The following is a 19,641-nucleotide window of genomic DNA, read 5'->3' as shown; positions in this document are numbered from 1 at the left end:
GTCTGCTTTTTCATTTTTCTCCTTGAAAAATGCTGTTTCAGCTAGTAAAGTATAGCTAATAAATTTTTTTGAATGAGAAAAGGAGAGCTCAGATGTCTAATTGGGATACAAAATTTGCCAAAAAAGGTTTAACTTTTGATGATGTTTTATTGATTCCAGCAGAAAGCCATGTTTTGCCAAACGAAGTAGATTTGAGTACTAAACTGGCTGATAATATTAAATTGAATATTCCATTAATCAGTGCAGGTATGGATACTGTTACTGAAGGAGCAATGGCAATTGCGATGGCTCTCCAAGGTGGTTTGGGTGTTGTTCACAAGAACATGTCAATTCAAGCTCAAGCAGGAGAAGTTGCTAACGTAAAGAGCGTAGTTGTACCAAGTGGTGCAACTAAGGCTGCCGTTGATGATCAAAATAGATTGTTGGTTGCTGCAGCAGTTGGTGTAACTAGCGATACTTTTGAAAGAGCAGAAGCACTTCTTGAAGCTGGTGCTGATGCAATCGTAATCGATACTGCACACGGTCACTCAGCAGGTGTACTTCGCAAGATTAAGGAAATCCGTGAACATTTTCCAAAGCAAACTTTAATTGCCGGTAATGTGGCAACTGGGGATGCAACTCGTGCATTGTTTGATGCCGGCGTTGACGTAGTTAAAGTAGGTATTGGACCTGGTTCAATTTGTACTACTAGAATCGTTGCTGGTGTTGGTGTACCACAAATTACTGCTATTTATGATTCTGCAACTGCTGCTCGTGAATACGGTAAGCCAATTATTGCCGATGGTGGTATCAAGTATTCAGGTGATGTAGTTAAGGCTTTAGCTGCTGGTGGTAATGCAGTAATGCTTGGTAGTATGTTATCTGGTACTACTGAAGCACCTGGTGAAATCTTTGAAGATAACGGCAGAAAATACAAGCGTTACCGTGGTATGGGTTCTGTTGGTGCTATGGCTCAAGCACACGGTTCAAGTGACCGTTACTTCCAAGGCGGCGTTAACGAAGCTAACAAGCTTGTTCCAGAAGGTATCGAAGCTCGTGTTGAATACAAGGGCGACGTTTCTGATGTTGTCTTCCAAATCGATGGTGGTCTTCGTTCAGGTATGGGTTACTGCGGTGCAGCTAACATTCAACAATTAATTGATAAGGCACAATTTGTACAAATTACTAATGCAGGTCTTCGTGAATCACACCCACACGATGTACAAATGACTAAAGAAGCTCCAAATTACAAGTAAAAATAATTTAAATATTTAAAAAGTGAAAAATAAGAGAGAAATTTAGTTTTCTCTCTTATTTTTTTAATTTTTATTTACTTTTCACTGGTATTTTAAAAATCATTTGGTATAATTAAAACAACATTAAAAATTAAGTAAAAACAAAAAGGAAAATGAGGGAGCAATTAATATGGCTAGATACCTATTGAAACGTATTTTTTACATGATCCTCACTTTGTTTATCGTAGCCACGGTAACCTTCTTCTTAATGAAGCTTATGCCTGGTTCACCTTATGCTAACGAAGCGAAGATGACGCTAACGCAGCGACACATTATGGATGAACAATATGGTTTGAATAAACCAGTTTGGCAACAATATTTGATTTATATTGGTGGAATGGTTCACGGAGATTTCGGAACATCATTCCAATACAGTAATCAACCTGTTGCAACATTGATTGGCTCACGTTTAGGAGCTTCAATGCAACTTGGTCTTCAAGCTTTGATTCTTGGTGTTGTGCTTGGCGTCATTGTTGGTGCTATCGCTGCCGTAAATCAAGGTACTTGGGTTGACTCAACTGCAACTGTAATTTCCATCATTGGTAAATCAGTACCTAACTTCGTTTTAGCGGTACTGCTTCAATACTACATCGGTTTAAAGCTGGGACTTTTCCCACTTGCCGGTTGGGGACAGTTCTCTCAAACAATCATGCCAACAATTGCTTTGGCGGTCGGACCGTTCGCCGAAACCGCCCGGTTTATTAGAACCAGCATGGTTGATACGCTAAGTAGTGACTACATTGAGTTAGGTAAGGCTAAAGGTTTGAGCCGAATGGAAGTTATTAGAAAACACGCAATGCGTAACTCAATGATTCCACTTGTTACTTTAATTGGTCCTTATGCAGTAGCTTTGATGACTGGTTCAATGGTTATTGAAAATATCTTTAACATCCCAGGCATCGGTGAACAATTCGTTAAGTCAATTTTAACTAACGACTACCCAACAATCATGGGTATCACGATGGTTTACTGTATCGGACTTGTAATCATTCTGTTGATAACTGATATCATTTACGGATTGATTGATCCAAGAATTAGATTAGATGAAAGCGAGGCTTAGAAGACAATATGGCTGAAGAAAAATTAAACCTTCCTGCAGATGCCTTTGAACCTTTACCAAAAGATGAGGCGCAAGATAACGAAAATATTGCTGGTCCATCATTATCATTTGGTCAAAACGTCTGGATTCGTTTTAAGCAAAGAAAAGCAGCAGTAATTTCAGCAATTATTGTTATTGTCATGATTGTCGTTTCCTTTGGTTCAACGCCATTCATCAATAAATCTACTTTGGTTAAATCACATCCGCAATACGCTAACTTACCTGCCAAAGTTCCTGGCATGAGTGCCATTAATGGTTTAAACGGTAAGATTAAGCAAAACGGCAAATGGGTTGATGCATATGCCCAAAACAATGTGCCAAAAGACAAGTACTTTATTGCAGGTACTGACTACTTAGGTCGTTCACTTGGTCAAAGAATTATTTATGGTACTAAGATTTCATTGATTGTTGCCTTAGTTGCCGCATTCTTTGACTTAACCATTGGGGTCGCGTACGGAATAGTGTCCGGATGGAAAGGCGGGGGAGTCGATAACGTGATGCAGCGGATTATCGAAATTATCTCCTCCGTACCTAACTTGATTATCGTTGTTTTGATGCTGGTTGTTTTGAAACCAGGTATTACTTCAATTATTTTGGCTATTGCCATTTCTAGTTGGACAACAATGGCTCGGCAAGTCAGAGCTGAGACGTTGAGTTTGAAGAACGAAGAATATGTTTTAGCAGCGCGTTCACTTGGTGAATCATCTTGGAAGATCGCTTGGAAGCACTTAGTTCCTAACCTTTCAAGTATCATTATCATTCAAACAATGTACACTATCCCAACTGCTATCTTCTTCGAAGCATTCTTGAGTTTCATCGGTATCGGTATTTCCGCTCCAGAAACTTCACTTGGTGTGCTTTTAAACGAAGGTCAAAAGAACTTCCAATTCTTGCCATACCAAATGTGGTACCCAGCAATTGTTTTGTGTGTCTTGATGATTGCCTTTAACTTATTAGGTGATGGTTTACGTGATGCCTTTGACCCAAGAGGACAAAGATAGAAAGGATTAACCTAAATGCCAGAAGAAAGAGTTTTAGATGTTAAAAATTTAAAAATTGATTTTCACACTTATGCTGGTGAGGTTAAAGCTATCCGCAATGTATCCTTTCACTTGAATAAGGGTGAAACCTTAGCAATCGTAGGTGAGTCAGGTTCAGGTAAGTCTGTTACTACTCGTAGTATCATTGGACTTCTTGCTCGTAACGCCAAGATCGAAGGCGGCGAGATTAATTTCCATGGTAAGAACTTATTGGATTTACCTGAAAAAGAAATGCAAAAGATCCGTGGTAATGAGATTTCAATGATTTTCCAGGATCCAATGACTTCACTTGACCCTACGATGAAGATTGGCCAACAAATTGCTGAACCTTTAATCAAGCACAAAGGCGCTTCTAAGAAAGAAGCTTGGGCTAAAGCACTTGAAATGATGAAGGCCGTTGGTATTCCTAACGCTGAAGAACGTATTAATGAATATCCACACCAATTCTCAGGTGGTATGAGACAAAGAATCGTAATTGCGATTGCTTTGATCTGTGAACCTGAAATCTTACTTGCCGACGAACCAACTACTGCGCTTGACGTAACTGTTCAAGCTGAAATTTTGGATTTGATGAAGGATTTACAAAAGAGAGTAAAGACTTCAATCATCTTCATTACTCACGACTTGGGTGTGGTAGCTGGCATGGCTGATCGTGTTGCCGTAATGTACGCAGGAGAATTCCTTGAATTTGGTGGCGTGGACGAAATTTTCTACGATCCACAACACCCATACACTTGGGGCTTAATCAACTCAATGCCAACTTTGAACAGTGATACTTTGGAATCTATTCCAGGTACGCCACCTAACTTGCTTGATCCACCTAAGGGTGATCCATTTGCACCAAGAAATAAATATGCAATGAAGATTGACGTTGAACGCAAGCCGCCATTCTTCAAAGTTACTGACTCACACTATGCCGCAACTTGGCTACTTGCACCAGGTGCACCAAAGGTTGAGCCACCAGCAGAAATTCAAAGACGCTGGAAGAAATACGATTTAATGAAAAAAGAAGATAAATTACCAGGAGTTAAATAATCACAGCAAAGGAGAATTTTATGCCAGAAAAAAAGAAAATTTTGGAAGTAAAACATCTAAAACAATACTTTAAAAATGGCCGTAATGTCACCAAAGCTGTTGATGATGTAAGTTTTGATATTTATGAAGGCGAAACTTTTGGTTTGGTAGGTGAATCTGGTTCTGGTAAGACTACTACTGGCCGTTCAATCTTGCAATTGTACAAGCCAACTAGTGGTGAAATCCTGTTTGAAGGCAAAAATGTAGAAAACTTGAAGTCTCGTAAAGACAAGTTGGCTTTCACTAGGGATGCCCAAATGATTTTCCAGGATCCATATGCTTCACTTAACCCAAGAATGACAGTTGAAGATATTATCGCTGAAGGTCTTGATATCCACCACTTGGTTAAGGACAAGGCAGAAAGAACTAAGCGTGTTGAAGAACTACTTGAAACTGTTGGCTTGAATGAAAGTCATGCCAGCCGTTTCCCACACGAATTCTCAGGTGGTCAGCGTCAAAGAATTGGTATTGCACGTGCATTAGCCGTTGAACCTAAATTCATCGTAGCTGACGAACCTATTTCAGCTTTGGACGTTTCTATTCAAGCTCAAGTTGTTAACTTGATGATTGAACTACAAAAGAAGCGTGGCTTGACTTACTTGTTCATTGCCCACGACCTATCAATGGTTAAATTTATTTCTGACCGTATTGGTGTTATGCACTACGGTAAATTACTTGAAGTAGGTCCAGCTGATGATGTTTATGATCGTCCTCTTCACGATTATACTAAGAGTTTGATTTCAGCTGTTCCAATTCCTGACCCAGAAATTGAACGTAGCCGCACCAGAATTCCATACGATGCTCAAAAGGAAGAAATGGACGGCAAAAAGCGCACAATGCACGAAATCCGTCCAGGTCACTTCGTTCGCTGCAGCGATGATGAAGTTAAACATTATGAAGAAGTAGCAGCTAGCTACGAAGAATAAAATAAATCTATGCAAACACTAAAAAAAGCATTAGCGATAAGCTAATGCTTTTTTGCGTATCTAACTAATTAAAGAATGTGTGCCAAGATAGGTAAGAACCAAATCCAGAAGATGCAGCTGACTGCAAAGCCAATTGTTGAAATAGCAACTGAACTGGCACCTTCTTTAACGTAGATGTTGTAACGACTGGAAATAATAATTCCAGAAAATGCAGGTGGCAAAGCGGTTGCCATACAAAGTAGTGAAATCTTGGTTGGATCAGAACCCATGCCACATAAGTATGCTGCAAGAACAATAATGGCTGGAGTTAAGAACAGACGATAGAATGTGTTCCAAAGAGCTTCTTTATCAATTGAGAACTTAACAGTTGAAAGGGCAAGACCAGCAGCTAAAACGGCAACACCGGAGTTTGCTTTAGCAATTAAGTCAAATGATGGAGCCCAAGAAGCGGGAACGTGAAGACCAAGAAGTACCAAAATTACAGCGATCAATGGAGCTGCGGCAACTGGTTGCTTAACTGCGTTCACAATTGAAGTCCACATTGAGTTCTTATCAGCACTTTCTTGTTTGCTTGTTCCGGCGTGGTCTTTAAGTTCGGCTTCAACTAAGTCGACTTCACGCTTAAGACCTTTTTCACCTAATGCCTTAGCTTCGGCATCAGTAACTGGGATGTCAGGCAGTTTGTTTAAGTGATCAAGGTGTTCTTGACTGATTACATATTGACCTTGTTTGACATCGTTTGCACGGTGCTTTTGCAATTTTTTAATATCATCAGAGTTAACTTTAGCTTTAACTTCAGCTTGACCTTTATTGATTAAAGCCAAACCAATTGGAATAGTGATGGCATTAACCACAATAGAAACAATACCAATAACTAGGTTAGTGCTGGCACTATTACCATAAATTGGATCTAGCACAGCAAAGCCTAAGAAACCGATTGTTGGTGAACCTGCGATTAAAGCACAGATAGCAGCCTCTTGAGTTGTACGGTGAAACATTAATTTGTCTAAGTAGTAACTTAAGATGAACAATCCAGTTACACCGACAATTGAAATTAAAGTTAAAACAATATCTTTAGCAAACATGCTACGTGTTGCTTTAACAATTGAAATAAACAATGCTGCAGGTAAAGCAATGTTCAGAACTAATTTGTTAAGTCCCTGTCTTTGATCATTATCAAAGAAGCTAACTTTGCCGCAGATATAACCTAAAATCATGATGACAAGGATTGGAACGATGTCATTGATCAATATAGTCTTCATTTTTCCCTCCCTGCGGAATTCCGTTTATTAAAGAATTCTTATACATATGCATGTATAGCAATACATATATACCTATACGCACTCATTCTAGAACTAAAAATAAATATTTCAATCACTTTTTTTAGTGAAAAAAGAGGAAAATCGTCAAAATTCAATCAAATTAAGGCTTTTCGCTAACTAAAAATTTATGATTTTATAAAAAATATTATATTTTTTGAAAAAATGACTATATTTTTAAAGAATACGATTGAAAAACAGAAATATAAGCGTACACTAATCATGAAAATAATGTACATGTATAACTTATGTTATACATAAGAGATTATTTCTAGTGGTTATTGTGTAAAAGAAAGAAGTAAGTTAGATATGGCTGACAATGCAAAGTATAGTGGCGCTGACTTATTAATCGACGCTCTTCAAGCAAATGGCTTGAACAATATGTATGGTATTGTAGGTATTCCTGTTACTGATTTCGCTCGTTTAGCTGAAATCAAAGGGATGAAGTTTTATGGATTTAGACGTGAAGATGCCGCAGTTGATGCCGCAGCTGGTGCTGGTTTTATTACTGGTAAGCCTGGTGTTGCTTTAACTGTTTCTGCACCTGGATTCTTGAATGGTTTAACAGCTTTAGCTCAAGCTACTGAAAACTCATTCCCATTAATTATGATCTCTGGTTCATCAAGTCGTCATATTATCGACATGGGACGTGGAGACTACGAAGGTATTGACCAATATAACCTTGCAAAGCCTTTCTGTAAGGCAGCATATCGTGTTGATCGTGCACAAGACATGGGATTAGCTGTTGCACGTGCAGTTAGAACTGCTGTTAGTGGTCGTCCTGGTGGTGTTTACCTTGACCTTCCTGCAGCAACTATCTCTGATACTGCTACTAAAGAAGAAGCAAACATCTTTGAACCAGTTGAACCAGCTTTGGCTCAATACCCATCAGATGCCGCAATTGATCGTGCAGTTTCATTACTTAAGAATGCTAAACATCCAGCAATTATTATTGGTAAAGGTGCTGCTTATGCTCGTAGTGAAAATGAACTTCGTGAATTAGTTGATAAAACTAATATTCCATTCTTACCAATGTCAATGGCTAAGGGTGTTGTTCCAGATGACTCACCTCATACTGCAGCTTCAGCTCGTTCATTAACTTTAGGTAACGCTGACGTTATTATGCTTGTTGGTGCTAGATTAAACTGGATGCTTTCAAACGGTGAAGCTCCATTATTTAAACCAGACACCAAGTTTATCCAAATTGATATTGATGCAACTGAATTTGACTCTAACCGCAAGATTGATGCTCCACTTCAAGGTGACATTAAGTCTGTCTTAGAAAAATTAGTTCCTGCCGTTGAAAAGGCTGGCGTTAAGGCTTCTCAAGACTGGTTAGACATGATTAAGGCAGATAGCGACAAGAACAACGCTAAATTTGCTAAGATCATTGAAGCTTCACACAAGTCAGATACTCTTGGCTACTTCGGTGCAATCACTCCAATCAACGAAATCTTACAAGAACACCCAGATACTTACATCGTAAGTGAAGGTGCCAACGCTTTGGATGATGGTCGTAACTTAGTAGGTATGAACCTTCCTCGTCACCGTCTTGATACTGGTTCATGGGGCGTTATGGGTGTTGCCTTAGGCTACGGTATTGCTGCCGCAGTTGAAACTGGCAAGCCAGTTATCGCCATCGAAGGTGATAGTGGATTTGGTTTTGACGGTATGGAAGTTGAAACTATTTGCCGTTACCACTTACCAATTACTATTGTTGTTATCAACAACGGTGGTATTTACAACGGTGACAGAAACCCAGTTAAAGACCAACTTGGTCCTACTGTTCTTAGCCACAGTGCAAAATATGCTGAAATTGCAGACGCATTTGGCGGTAAGAGCTACCGTGTAAACAACTACACTGAAATGAAGAAGGCTTTGGACGAAGCTTATGCTTCAAAGGAACCTACTATTATTGATGCTCAAATCCCAGTTTCAATGGGTAAGGAATCTGGTCACATCGGCAACTTAAACCCAACTCTTGACTTAGACCCTGCAAAGAACAAGTAAAAGAACAAATTAATATTAACTAATAGGAGAAATTAAAATGGCTGAAACAAATGAAGATTACGCTCCATTAAAAGGTATTAAAATTGTTGACTGGACTCAAGTACAATCAGGCCCATCATGTACTCAATTGTTAGCTTGGCTTGGTGCTGAAGTTATCAAGATTGAACGTACTAACACTGGTGACCCAACTAGAAATGAACTTCTTGATATTCAAGATTCATGGAGCCTTTACTACTTACAATTAAACGCTAATAAGAAGTCATTAACTCTTAACATCAAGGCTCCAGAAGGTAAAAAGATTATGTACGACCTTTTGAAGAAGGCCGATGTCTTTGTAGAAAACGTTCGTCCAGGTGCTGCTGATAGAGCAGGTTACGGCTGGGACACTGTTCACAAGCTTAATCCAAGATTGATTATGGCTTCACTTAAAGGCTTCAACGAAGGCTCACGTTTTGCTAATGTTAAGGCCTTTGAACCTGTAGCCCAAGCTGCTGGTGGTGCAGCTTCCGCAACTGGTTGGAACGATGGTAAGTACAATGTTCCAACTCAATCAGCTGCTGCTTTAGGTGACTCCAACTCAGGTATGCACCTTGCAATCGGTATTTTAGCTGCCTTAATGCAACGTGAACGTACTGGTGAAGGTACTTTCGTTTACCAATCAATGCAAGACGCTGTTCTTAACCTTTGCCGTATCAAGCTTCGTGACCAAATTATGCTTGATAACCTTGGCGCACTTCCTCACTACGCAGTATATCCTAAGTACAACTGGGGCAAGGCTATTCCTCGTGCTGAGAACACTGAAGGTGGTCAAGTTATCGGTTGGACTTACAAGGCTAAGGGCTGGGAAACTGATCCTAACGCTTATGTTTACATCGTTGTTCAAAACAGCAACAAGTCATGGGAAGCTATTTCAAACACTATGGGTCACCCAGAATGGATTACCGACCCACGCTTCCAAGATTGGCAACACCGTCAATTAAACAAGGAAGATCTTTACAAGTGTATTGAAAGCTACACTAAGAACTACGACAAATACGAATTAACCAAGACTCTTGGTCAAGCTGGTATTCCTGTTGGTCCAGTTCTTGATTGGCACGAACTTGAAAACGATCCTGACTTAAACGAAGATGGTACTATCGTAACTATCGACCAAGGCGGCAACCGTGGTAAGTTCAAGACCATTGGTTTACCATTCACTTTGTCTAACTACAAGCCAGACTACAAGCGTGCACCAGACTTAGGTGAAAACAACAAGGAAATCTTGTCAGCACTTGGTTATGACCCAGATCAAATCGATGATTTGGTAAAGAAGGGCGTAATTTCTAAAGAAGCTACTCCTAAGAACCCACGTGTTCAAGTTATCAAAGGCGAAGACAAGTAATAAATAAGCCAAAAGAAATAACCTTCAAGGTTTTAATCCTTGAAGGTTATTTTTTGTCATTAATTTTTTAAGCTAATGAATCCCATGCTGGTAAGTCAATAATTGGGCCTTCAGCTAATTCTCTTTGCTTTTCAGTTAAGTACTTCTTGTGAACAACAACTTCATATACGTAGTCGTTGAACCATTCATTGTTCATTACGAAGTAACCCTTTGAGCCTGACTTGTCGCCCCATGAGTTTTCAACTTTCCATTGACGAATTTCACCGTTATCTTCGTCAACACCAACTAAAGTCATAGCGTGTGAAACTACGCCGACACCAGTTCTTAATCTGTCAGCCTTTGACATCTTAAGATCAACACCGAATAAGTCGTTTAACTTGTAAAGGTTGGTGTCAAGATAGCCAGTCTTGCGGTCCATTTGACGAAGAACATCGTTACCAAACCATACAGCTTCGCCGTCCTTCAATTGGGTAATAGCAGCTGAAGTCAAGTATTCCATTGGTACGTTCAAGAACTTAATTCTGATTGAACCTTCAATGTTGTCCTCTGCTGGAAGACCGTATAACTTGTTGTATTCGTGGTCAGGTGCGTTAGTTAAAACAACGTAGTCATCAAAGTCAACGTCACCTAAGTACTTGTGCAAGAATTCAAGTGGAGTTAAGTCTTTATCCAAGTGGTACTTCTTGTCATCATCGCGATATTCAAGATCGAACTTCTTAGGTGGTTCACCTACGGCAATAGCAGTCATTTGGTAAACTTCACTTAAGAATTTTTCACGAGTCTTTTCGATTTCGTCGTCTTTGCCATATTGCTTAAGTTTACGCAAAACTAATGCGTCCTTCTTAAGCTTGTCGCCAAGTGCAGTAGCAAAACCGGTAGTGTCATTAGTGTTGAAAGTTTCAGGCATTGCGTATGAAGGAACAACACCGTATTTTTCAACTAAAGCAGCTGCCATTTGGAATTGACCACCGTCTGCACCAGCAAAGTCTAAGTCAGTCTTAACTTGACGAGAATCAAGTGGCATGTCAGCACTAGCTAAAATTCTGTTGTAGAACATGTTAGCACGTTCAATCTTGTCCCAGAAGAAATTGTAAGCTTGTGAGAAAGTGAAGTTCTTAGCCTTGTATTTCTTGCCAAATGCATGACGCAAAACATTTAAGGTTGAGAATTCCCAGCAGCGTCCTGAGTGCTTTTGGTTAGTTACGTTATCAGTATCTAATTCAGTTGAGAAAACGCGAGTTAATTCGCTTTGTACGCGGTCGTTGTAAGAAGCTTCAAGCACACCACTACGTTGTGCAGCACGAGCAATAACCTTGTTTTCTGGATTTTTGTTAAAATCTGCAGAAAACTTTTCTAGCTCTTGTACAGTTAATTCATGAGCCATATTAAAAAAATCTCCTTTTTCATTTTTAATTTTTTCTTAAATTATCTCTATTTTAAGCCAAAATAAAAGCGGGTTCAATCATGAACTCGCTTTAGAGAATTATTTCCGTCAACTTATTAGATTTCTTGCATAATCTAATAAATTAATCAATTTGGATAGAATTGCCATCATCGCCAGCAGTTTGCTTTGGCAAAGTGATGGTCAATACACCATTATCATACTTTGCATGAATGTCACTTGCAACTACATTTGGTAATCTGTAGCTTCTTGAAATGCTGCCTTCGCTTCTTTCTTTGTGGATAATGTTTCTGTCCTTGTCGCTGGTGTCTTTGAAGGCTTGTCTAGTACCAGCAACGCTTAAAACACCATCTCTATAGTTAAGCTTAATGTCGTCTTTGTTCATACCAGGCATATCAATCTTAACTACATAATCTTTATCGGTTTCTGCAACATCTGATTGCATGATGTTTTCAATTTCATTGTCATCAAAGAAGTTTCTTGGAAAACCAAACCAGTCGTTCATTGCATCCATCATATCACTGCGACGATTCATCATATCGTTTGCCATAATATAAAAACTTCCTTTCATTTTTGTTGTCTTAATTTAAATTTTGTAAGGATCGTTTTTGTTTATCTGATCTCTTTTTCCTTACACTGATTATTGTAGTCGTTTCTGATTAAAGTTAAACTATTTAGCACTCAAAAGCATATAGTGCTAATTTTTAACTGAAAAGTTGATCAAATCAATGATTAACACTTGTGGATAACTTTTGTATAATTAATGAATAAAGGAGAACAGTATTATGGTATATTTTCAAAAAATGACGCCGGAAGGCTATAAACAAATCGAAGATGAAATTGCGCGTTTAAAAAAGGATCGTCCACGCAGAATTAAAATTTTGCAGGCAGCGCGTGCTCTAGGCGATTTGTCAGAAAATACGGAATATACTGAAGCTAAGCGTGATTTAGGTCACTTGCAAAGCCGTTTGCGCTATTTAGGCAAGCAACTAAAATATGCGGAAATTATTGAAACTAAGGATGACGGCAAAGTGGATTTAGGTAAAACTGTCGTCTTAAAGTTTGATGACGATGATGAAACTGAAGAATATAAAATTGTGGGTCGAATGGAAGCCGATCTTGCTGACGGAAAAATATCTTTTGATTCACCATTAGGGCAAGCAATTATGAAAAAAACAGCGGGAACTACTTCTACAGTTGAGGCTCCAGCAGGAGAATATAAGGTAACTGTAGTTGAAGTGAAGTAGTCCATATTCAATTAACTGTATTTTTTTGGTATAATATTGGATTTGTAGGATACAATCCAGATTAGGAGTGAAGGTTTTGAATACGCCAGAATCAAGAGAGGGCAATGTCATTCGCTATGCAGTGTATCTGATCGGTTATGTGATGGTCTTTGCAGTAGTGAAACTTGTTACTAGAAAATCACCGTTGCATGTTTGGGATTTGATTTTATTCGCTGTTACTGCTGCAATGATTTTGCTATTTTATATATATTGGTTTAATCGCGAAAGTCGCTTTTTTGCCCGTGACTTTAAATTGCCGTGGCTAGGGAATTTCTCAGCGGTGGTTTTATTAACGCTGGTGATTACTGCAACTCGAATTTCGATTTCATATTTGCAGGCGTATGGCAAAATAAACCTTTATGATTTCCAAACGATTTATTTAAAGAATCAATCGACAGGGATGTTCTGGTTCTTGATCGTGGTGCAAGGGATTGTCTTACCGATTCTGCAAGAATTCTTAGCAACTGGCTTTTTATTTAACTATGCTTTTCGTAAAGATAGCGTTCAAGTTGCAGTTGTAGGAATTATCGTTTCTGGATTGATTTTCAGCGTATTAAATTATCAAAGTTCACTTGCAGACTTCATCATTGAAGCAATTTACGGCATGCTCTTTGCATGGAGCTACTTATATTCACAGACTATTTTTATGCCGATGTATCTGGCGATATTAAGCGGCGTTTTAACTGTAATTATGGTTTAAAAAAGAAAAGCAGGGATGAAAATTTCATCCCTGTTTTTTTGTATAAAAAAAGCGGATAGCGTGAATCGAACCCGCATCTACAGCTTGGGAAGCTGTCGTTCTACCATTTAACTATACCCGCAATACTCATTTATTTTATCATGCTTTTAACTAATAAAACAATTTTATTTTCTATGTGGCTGTTTTTGGACAGATAGTGAAATGTTTTGGCGATCAATCAAGCTAGTGAAGTTTTGAAAAAGCCAGCGGCGTAGTTCGCTAGGTTCAATGACTAATGGCATGCGATTATGAATAGGTGCCATAGCTGAATTAGGATTAGTTGTGACCATGGCAAAATTGTTTTGATCATAAATGCCAGCAATCATCGTAATTGGATTGTTTGTTTTAAAGCTATAGCGCTCATGGTATTTTTTGCCGTTTGCCTGATAGGTCTTTTTTGAATATTCAAAAAATTCGTCAGTTAAGATGATGCAGCGTTGTTTGGCAAAAGATTCATCCCACATTGAAGGTCTTTGTTCATAAAAGCGTTCAATTCTGGCGTTAAACATTGGCTTATTTGCATCAACTGGACTAGGGTAGCCCCAATTTTTGTTTACTAATTGCAAATTATTATTTTGATAAAGCAAAACCGGCGCTTCTTGATTTGGAAAAATATCCTTTTCATCATAGTCTGCTATTTCTGGTTTAACTAATGGCAATTGTAAATCTTCATTTAAGTACTGTTTGATTTTAGCTAATTTAGGTACGCAAAATTGATTACACATGTGGATCATCCTTTCACAGTAGTGACAGTTTAATCATAGCTTAATTTTTGTTAAAATTAGTTGATTAAACAAATAATAAGGAAAATAAAAAATTAAGAAGGATAAAACTATGGCAAAAGAAATTTTATTAACAGGTGACCGTCCAACCGGTAAACTTCACATCGGTCACTACATCGGTTCTTTGAAAAATAGAGTAAAGTTGCAAAATTCTGGTAAATATGATCCTTATATTATGATCGCTGATACGCAAGCTTTAACTGATAATGCTCGTAATCCAGAAAAGATCCGCAACAGCTTGATTCAAGTAGCTTTAGACTACTTAGCTGTTGGTCTTGATCCTGAAAAGTCTACTATTTATGTTCAATCACAAATTCCTGCTTTGTTTGAACTTACTGCTTACTACATGGATTTAGTAACTGTTGCTCGTCTTGAAAGAAACCCAACTGTTAAAACAGAAATTAAGCAAAAAGACTTCAAAGATTCTATTCCTGTAGGTTTCTTGAACTACCCAGTTTCACAAGCTGCAGATATTACTGCCTTTAAGGCAACTGTAATTCCTGTAGGGGACGACCAAGAACCAATGCTTGAACAAACTCGTGAAATCGTTAGAACATTCAATAGAGTTTACAACACTGACATTTTGGTTGAACCTAAGGGTTACTTCCCACCAAAGGGCCAAGGTCGTCTTCCAGGTCTTGACGGTAATGCAAAGATGTCCAAGTCTCTTGGCAATGCGATTTACTTATCAGATGATGCAAAGACTGTACAAAAGAAAGTTATGTCAATGTACACTGATCCAAACCACATTCACGTAGAAGATCCAGGTAAGATTGAAGGCAACACTGTCTTTACTTACCTTGATGTATTTGATCCAGATAAAGATAAGGTAGCAGAACTTAAGGCAGAATACCAAAAAGGTGGCTTAGGTGACGTTAAGATTAAGCGTTACTTAAATAAAGTCCTTGAAGCAGAACTTGCACCTATTCGTGAACGCCGTGAAAAATTCGCTCAAGATGAAGATGCAGTTTACGAAATGCTTTTGGAAGGTTCAAATAAGGCTAATAAGGTAGCTAATGAAACTCTAGAGCAAGTTCGTGATGCCATTGGTTTGAACTACTTTAAGAATAGATAATTAAATAGTGAGGATAAAGTCATGCATGATCGAATTCCATGGAAACAGTATTTTATGATGCAGGCACTAGTAATTGCTCAGCGTTCTACTTGTAATAGAGCATTAGTGGGCAGTGTACTAGTCAAAGATCATAGAATTATTGGTACAGGTTATAATGGTTCAGTTTCAGGGCAGCCACATTGCGATGATGTTGGCCACCAAATGGTTGATGGACACTGCGTAAGAACGATTCACTCAGAGATGAATGCGATTATTCAATGTGCTAAGTTTGGTGTTTCTACTGAAAACACTGAAATTTATGTGACTCACTTTCCTTGTTACAACTGCTGCAAGGCTTTACTTCAAGCAGGCATTAAGAAAATTAATTATTATTTTGATTATCGTGATAATCCACTAGCAATGCAGCTGCTTCATGATTGCGGGGTACCATATGAACAAATTAAAATCGATCGAAAATACGTGGAAAGCTTGGCCCATAAACTTGAAGAAGACGAAAATTAGTTTAGTTAGTTTAATCGGTTTATTATTGGTCTTTTTGACGACGACCGGATTCGTTCAACCTAATATTGAAGATGGTGCGCATATTCTGAATAAAGAGACTAAGACTTTAATTACTGAAAAGAATAATCGCTATTTTCAAACTAAAGAACAGCCGCAGATTTCGGTTATCACAGTTAAAAGGCTATATAGATTAACTCCAAAGGCGTTAAATCATTCTAAACGGTCGGTCTTTATCGTTGTTGGGCAAAAAGGCAAGAAGCGTAATGTGCAAATCTTTTCTACTAAAGATTTGCATGGTGCGTTCACTGCGGATGCCCGTGCTAACATTATCAGAGCTGAAGTAGATAAATTACGCAGCCGCAATAATGCAAAATTTAACGAGGGACTGCGCTTTGTGTTTAGAGCATGTGCCACCAAAGTTGACCAACAATATCAATATGCGCTAGACAAATATGATTTATCGACCAGTGAACAAAATAAAATTTCTCATCCGCATAGAATAGCACTTCCGATTGCCTTAGCTTTAGCATTTTTAATTATCGCAATCGTCTATGTATTAAAGAGATTCGGCCGTAATAATAACACTTTCCGCAATTAGGTCGCTTGACTTATTCATCGTAAGTCCTTAAACTTTCTTGTGGATATAATTAGCAAAAAAACTGTTAGGTGAGACTCCTACGTGAACACACGCTATCGCCCAGAAACATCCAGAGATGCCAACGGGTTAAATAGGTGTCGTCGACTTAAGGCGAGATCCAGATAGCTAGCATGTGCTTACGTCACGTAGTGTTAAAACTGAACGACGAGTATGACAAAGCCTTGCTTGGCAAAAGTCACCTACAGAAACAGTAGGTGGCTTTTTTGTTTTGCTTGTCATCGAATGAGAGGGGCAAAGAATGTTAAAAGCAGCTGATAAGAAGCGATCAAATGTCGACATTCAAAGGATTCAGCGCATAGCCCGAGAATCGCGTAGTGAAACGTTGGCGCGACTTCAGGCAAGTGCTGAGGGACTTTCTACGAAAAAGGCTGAAGAAAATAGAAAAGAGTATGGCGAAAATAGGATTCGAACTAATTCTAATGCTTCTAAGTGGCGACTGCTGTGGGAATCAATCGCTACACCATTTACGCTTGCTCTAATTGGGTTAACTATTTTAACCTTATTTACCAGTTCTATCTTGGTGCCACAAAATCATAGTGATGATGATACGGTGATTGTGATGATTATTATGTTGATCATTTCTGTGGTGGTCAATTTTGCACAAAAGATCAGGATTGCTAAAGTAACTGAAAAGCTGATGGACACAGTTTCCGTGACGACTAATATTCGCCGGGATGGCAAAAATGTGGAATTGCCTACCGACGAAGTGGTCGTGGGAGACGTAATTAATTTATCTGCTGGGGACATGATTCCTGCGGATATGAAATTATTAACGAGTAAAGACTTGTTTTGTTCATATAGCTACTTGGATGGTGACTCAGAGCCGGTAGAAAAGATGGCTAACGTGACCATTAAACCGAGTATGCAGGACTATTTAAACTATCCCAATATTTTATATGAGGGAACGACAATCGTTTCTGGTTCAGGTAGCGGAATCGTTTTTGCGGTTGGTAATAATACTGTTTTTGGTAAAAAAGTACAGGAAATCTCACGCAAGAAAGTTAAGACTACTTTATTTGATCGTGAGATGAAGCAACTTGCCAAAATTTTGATTGTAGCAGCTGCCATCTTGATCCCAATTTTGTTTATTATTAATGGCTTAACTAAAGGTGACTGGGGTGAAAGCTTGATCTTCGCTTTAGCTGCAGCTGTAGGTCTTACGCCAGAAGTTTTGCCAATCATTGTGAACAGCAATTTGACTAAAGGAGCCTTAGAAATGTCTAAAAAAGGCGCCGTAGTCAAGCAAATGAATGCTATTCAAAATTTGGGCTCAATTGATACTTTTTGTATCGATAAAACAGGTACTTTAACGCAAAATAAGGTTGTGCTTGAACGCCACTATGATTTAGACATGCAAGAAACGCCGCGGATTTTGAAATTTTCCTATTTGAATGCATACTACCAAACTGGAATGAAGGATTTGATTGATAAAGCGGTAATCGATGCGGCCGGCGATGAACTCGATGTTAATGAAATTCAGCGTGACTATAACAAGATCGATGAAATTCCATTTGATTATACGCGCAAGAGAATGAGCGTTGTGGTGGTTGATAACGATGAGCATCACGGCCAGCACATGCTCGTGACAAAGGGCGCAGCTGAAGGGATGCTCAACATTTCAAGCAAGGTTGAAATTAACGGTAGAAGCGAAGAATTAACTGATGCATGGCGCAGAAAGATCTTGAATCAAATCGATGAATTAAACGACGATGGTTTGCGTGTACTCTTAGTTGGTTACAGATTAAATCCAGCACCAGTTGGTGAGTTTTCAGCTAAGGACGAAAATGATTTAACCATTGTAGGATATTTAGCCTACCTTGATCCGCCAAAAGAAAGTACTAAAGAAGCTTTGCAAGAACTTAAGCAGGACAATATTGACGTTAAGATTTTTACTGGCGATAACGAAGCAGTAACACGTGCGATCGCTTTGCAAGTAGGCTTAAACGTTGATACTGTTTATGGCGGTGAGCAGATAGAAAAAGCTAGTCCTGAAGAGTTAGCTGAGATCGTTGAAAAGTGTGATATTTTCGTTCATTTAACACCAGAGTTAAGAACAAAAATTATTGATGCTTTGAAAAATAATGGTCACACTGTTGGCTATATGGGCGACGGCAACAAAGATGCACTTGCTATGAAAGTAGCAGATGTAACGATTACATCAGAAAATTCAGTTGATATTACTAGAGAATCTGCGGATATCATTTTTAAGCAAAAAGATTTGCAGTTGCTAGAAGAAATGATCATGAATGGTAGAAAGGTCTTTTCAAACACGATGAAATATATCAAGACCTTCCTGGTGACTAACTTAGGTAGCGTAATTACCATGCTAGTAGCTTCACTGATTTTGCCATTTTTACCATTGTTGCCACTACAACTACTTATTCTTAATTTGATTTATAGCGTTAGCTGCTTAGTTATCCCATTTGACAGTGTTTCAAGAGGCTATGTCAAAAAGCCGCAGAAATGGTAAATTAAAAAATGGCCTAAGTTTGTTTTAGCTTTTGGCCCAATTCCTGCAATTATCGACTTTATTGCAATGGCTTTGATGTTTTACGTAATTTGCCCATATCTAGTAGGACCAAATTATCACCATTGGGTCTTTATCTCACTGTTTTACTCAGGGATCTTTATTGAATCTCTTTGGACTAGAGAAATGGCGATTCATGTTTTGCGTGATGAAAGGTTCCCATTCTTTGGGCAACATGCAACGCCGATTGTCTTTTTAGTTACATTTGGTTTGGCAATCTGGGGAACAGCTTTGCCATCTTCCAGCATTGCATCAAGCTTAGGCATGATGGATTTGCCATTTAGCTTTATGGGAGTGGTTTTAGTACTAGAAATAATTTACGTCCTGCTTAACACGATCGTTAAAAAGATATATTTGAAAAATGGAAAATTTTAATGAAAAAGGAATTGGCTAGTTTTAACCAATTCCTTTTTAGATGTCGATTTCATGGTAATATATAGTAGATATTTTAGACAATAAAGGAGGAAGTTAACTGTTAGCCAAAACGTAGATAAATATAGAAGAATATGGAAACTGGAACTATTTAGAAAGATAAACATGGAGAATAG

The 19,641-nt window shown here is 38.5% G+C and carries 16 protein-coding genes, 1 tRNA gene, 1 pseudogene and 1 riboswitch; of the genes and pseudogenes, 13 read left to right on the top strand and 5 right to left on the bottom strand.

Annotated features, from left to right (window positions below; translation table 11 throughout):
- The first annotated feature begins 92 nt into the window (after positions 1–92).
- The 5 genes from RDN22_RS05500 to RDN22_RS05480 all read left to right on the top strand — a co-directional run bounded on the left by RDN22_RS05500 (position 93) and on the right by RDN22_RS05480 (position 5,413).
- Positions 93–1,235: an IMP dehydrogenase gene (locus RDN22_RS05500; protein WP_308556693.1), complete on the top strand. Its 1,143-nt coding sequence runs from the start codon at positions 93–95 to the stop codon at positions 1,233–1,235.
- A gap of 169 nt (positions 1,236–1,404) precedes the next feature.
- Positions 1,405–2,334 (top strand): oligopeptide ABC transporter permease, encoded by a 930-nt coding sequence (gene opp3b, locus RDN22_RS05495; protein ID WP_308556692.1) that lies wholly within the window; start codon positions 1,405–1,407, stop codon positions 2,332–2,334.
- 8 nt (positions 2,335–2,342) lie between these two features.
- Positions 2,343–3,374, top strand: a complete 1,032-nt coding sequence (locus RDN22_RS05490) for an ABC transporter permease (protein WP_308556691.1) — start codon at positions 2,343–2,345, stop codon at positions 3,372–3,374.
- Positions 3,375–3,389: 15 nt separating this feature from the next.
- Positions 3,390–4,448: an ABC transporter ATP-binding protein gene (locus tag RDN22_RS05485; RefSeq protein ID WP_308556690.1), complete on the top strand. Its 1,059-nt coding sequence runs from the start codon at positions 3,390–3,392 to the stop codon at positions 4,446–4,448.
- Positions 4,449–4,468: 20 nt separating this feature from the next.
- Positions 4,469–5,413 (top strand): ATP-binding cassette domain-containing protein, encoded by a 945-nt coding sequence (locus RDN22_RS05480; protein ID WP_308556689.1) that lies wholly within the window; start codon positions 4,469–4,471, stop codon positions 5,411–5,413.
- A 68-nt stretch (positions 5,414–5,481) separates the two neighbouring features.
- On the opposite strand, the gene RDN22_RS05475 is transcribed toward RDN22_RS05480, so the two are convergent.
- The gene (locus tag RDN22_RS05475) at positions 5,482–6,675 is read right to left on the bottom strand and encodes an AEC family transporter (protein WP_308556687.1); all 1,194 of its coding nucleotides are present in this window, start codon (positions 6,673–6,675) and stop codon (positions 5,482–5,484) included.
- Positions 6,676–7,041: 366 nt separating this feature from the next.
- Between RDN22_RS05475 and oxc the strand changes: the two genes are divergently transcribed.
- Together oxc and frc are read left to right on the top strand one after the other, a co-directional pair.
- The gene (gene oxc / locus RDN22_RS05470) at positions 7,042–8,742 is read left to right on the top strand and encodes an oxalyl-CoA decarboxylase (protein WP_308556685.1); all 1,701 of its coding nucleotides are present in this window, start codon (positions 7,042–7,044) and stop codon (positions 8,740–8,742) included.
- Positions 8,743–8,779: 37 nt separating this feature from the next.
- Positions 8,780–10,123, top strand: a complete 1,344-nt coding sequence (gene frc / locus RDN22_RS05465) for a formyl-CoA transferase (protein WP_308556683.1) — start codon at positions 8,780–8,782, stop codon at positions 10,121–10,123.
- Between the two features lie 67 nt (positions 10,124–10,190).
- Here the strand turns inward: frc and RDN22_RS05460 are convergent, their stop codons facing one another.
- Entirely contained in the window at positions 10,191–11,507 is a 1,317-nt protein-coding gene (locus RDN22_RS05460; protein ID WP_308556681.1) for a C1 family peptidase, read from the bottom strand.
- A 142-nt stretch (positions 11,508–11,649) separates the two neighbouring features.
- Positions 11,650–12,075, bottom strand: coding sequence for an Hsp20/alpha crystallin family protein (locus tag RDN22_RS05455; RefSeq protein WP_308556679.1), 426 nt, complete (start codon positions 12,073–12,075; stop codon positions 11,650–11,652).
- Between the two features lie 235 nt (positions 12,076–12,310).
- Between RDN22_RS05455 and greA the strand changes: the two genes are divergently transcribed.
- The gene (greA, locus tag RDN22_RS05450) at positions 12,311–12,772 is read left to right on the top strand and encodes a transcription elongation factor GreA (RefSeq protein ID WP_308556677.1); all 462 of its coding nucleotides are present in this window, start codon (positions 12,311–12,313) and stop codon (positions 12,770–12,772) included.
- Between the two features lie 76 nt (positions 12,773–12,848).
- A complete protein-coding gene (locus RDN22_RS05445; protein ID WP_308556675.1) occupies positions 12,849–13,511 on the top strand; it encodes a CPBP family intramembrane glutamic endopeptidase in 663 nt (220 codons plus the stop codon).
- A gap of 50 nt (positions 13,512–13,561) precedes the next feature.
- Here the strand turns inward: RDN22_RS05445 and RDN22_RS05440 are convergent.
- A tRNA-Gly gene (locus tag RDN22_RS05440) sits at positions 13,562–13,632 on the bottom strand.
- A gap of 43 nt (positions 13,633–13,675) precedes the next feature.
- Positions 13,676–14,275, bottom strand: coding sequence for an SOS response-associated peptidase family protein (locus tag RDN22_RS05435; RefSeq protein WP_308556673.1), 600 nt, complete (start codon positions 14,273–14,275; stop codon positions 13,676–13,678).
- Between the two features lie 109 nt (positions 14,276–14,384).
- Between RDN22_RS05435 and trpS the strand changes: the two genes are divergently transcribed.
- From trpS to mgtA, 4 genes and pseudogenes are all read left to right on the top strand, one after another.
- Entirely contained in the window at positions 14,385–15,407 is a 1,023-nt protein-coding gene (gene trpS, locus RDN22_RS05430) for a tryptophan--tRNA ligase (RefSeq protein ID WP_308556671.1), read from the top strand.
- A 21-nt stretch (positions 15,408–15,428) separates the two neighbouring features.
- Entirely contained in the window at positions 15,429–15,908 is a 480-nt protein-coding gene (locus RDN22_RS05425; protein WP_308556669.1) for a ComE operon protein 2, read from the top strand.
- Positions 15,909–15,921: 13 nt separating this feature from the next.
- Positions 15,922–16,506, top strand: a complete 585-nt coding sequence (locus RDN22_RS05420) for a TPM domain-containing protein (protein ID WP_308556703.1) — start codon at positions 15,922–15,924, stop codon at positions 16,504–16,506.
- Positions 16,507–16,559: 53 nt separating this feature from the next.
- Positions 16,560–16,723: riboswitch (M-box (ykoK) riboswitch) on the top strand.
- 81 nt (positions 16,724–16,804) lie between these two features.
- Positions 16,805–19,468, top strand: a pseudogene (gene mgtA, locus RDN22_RS05415) (magnesium-translocating P-type ATPase).
- Positions 19,469–19,641: the final 173 nt, after the last annotated feature.

This window comes from uncultured Lactobacillus sp., from assembly GCF_902491705.1.
In the GTDB taxonomy this organism is placed as follows: domain Bacteria; phylum Bacillota; class Bacilli; order Lactobacillales; family Lactobacillaceae; genus Lactobacillus.
The sequence above is the reverse complement of the archived record's forward strand: the minus strand, read 5'-3'. Positions and strand labels throughout refer to the sequence as shown.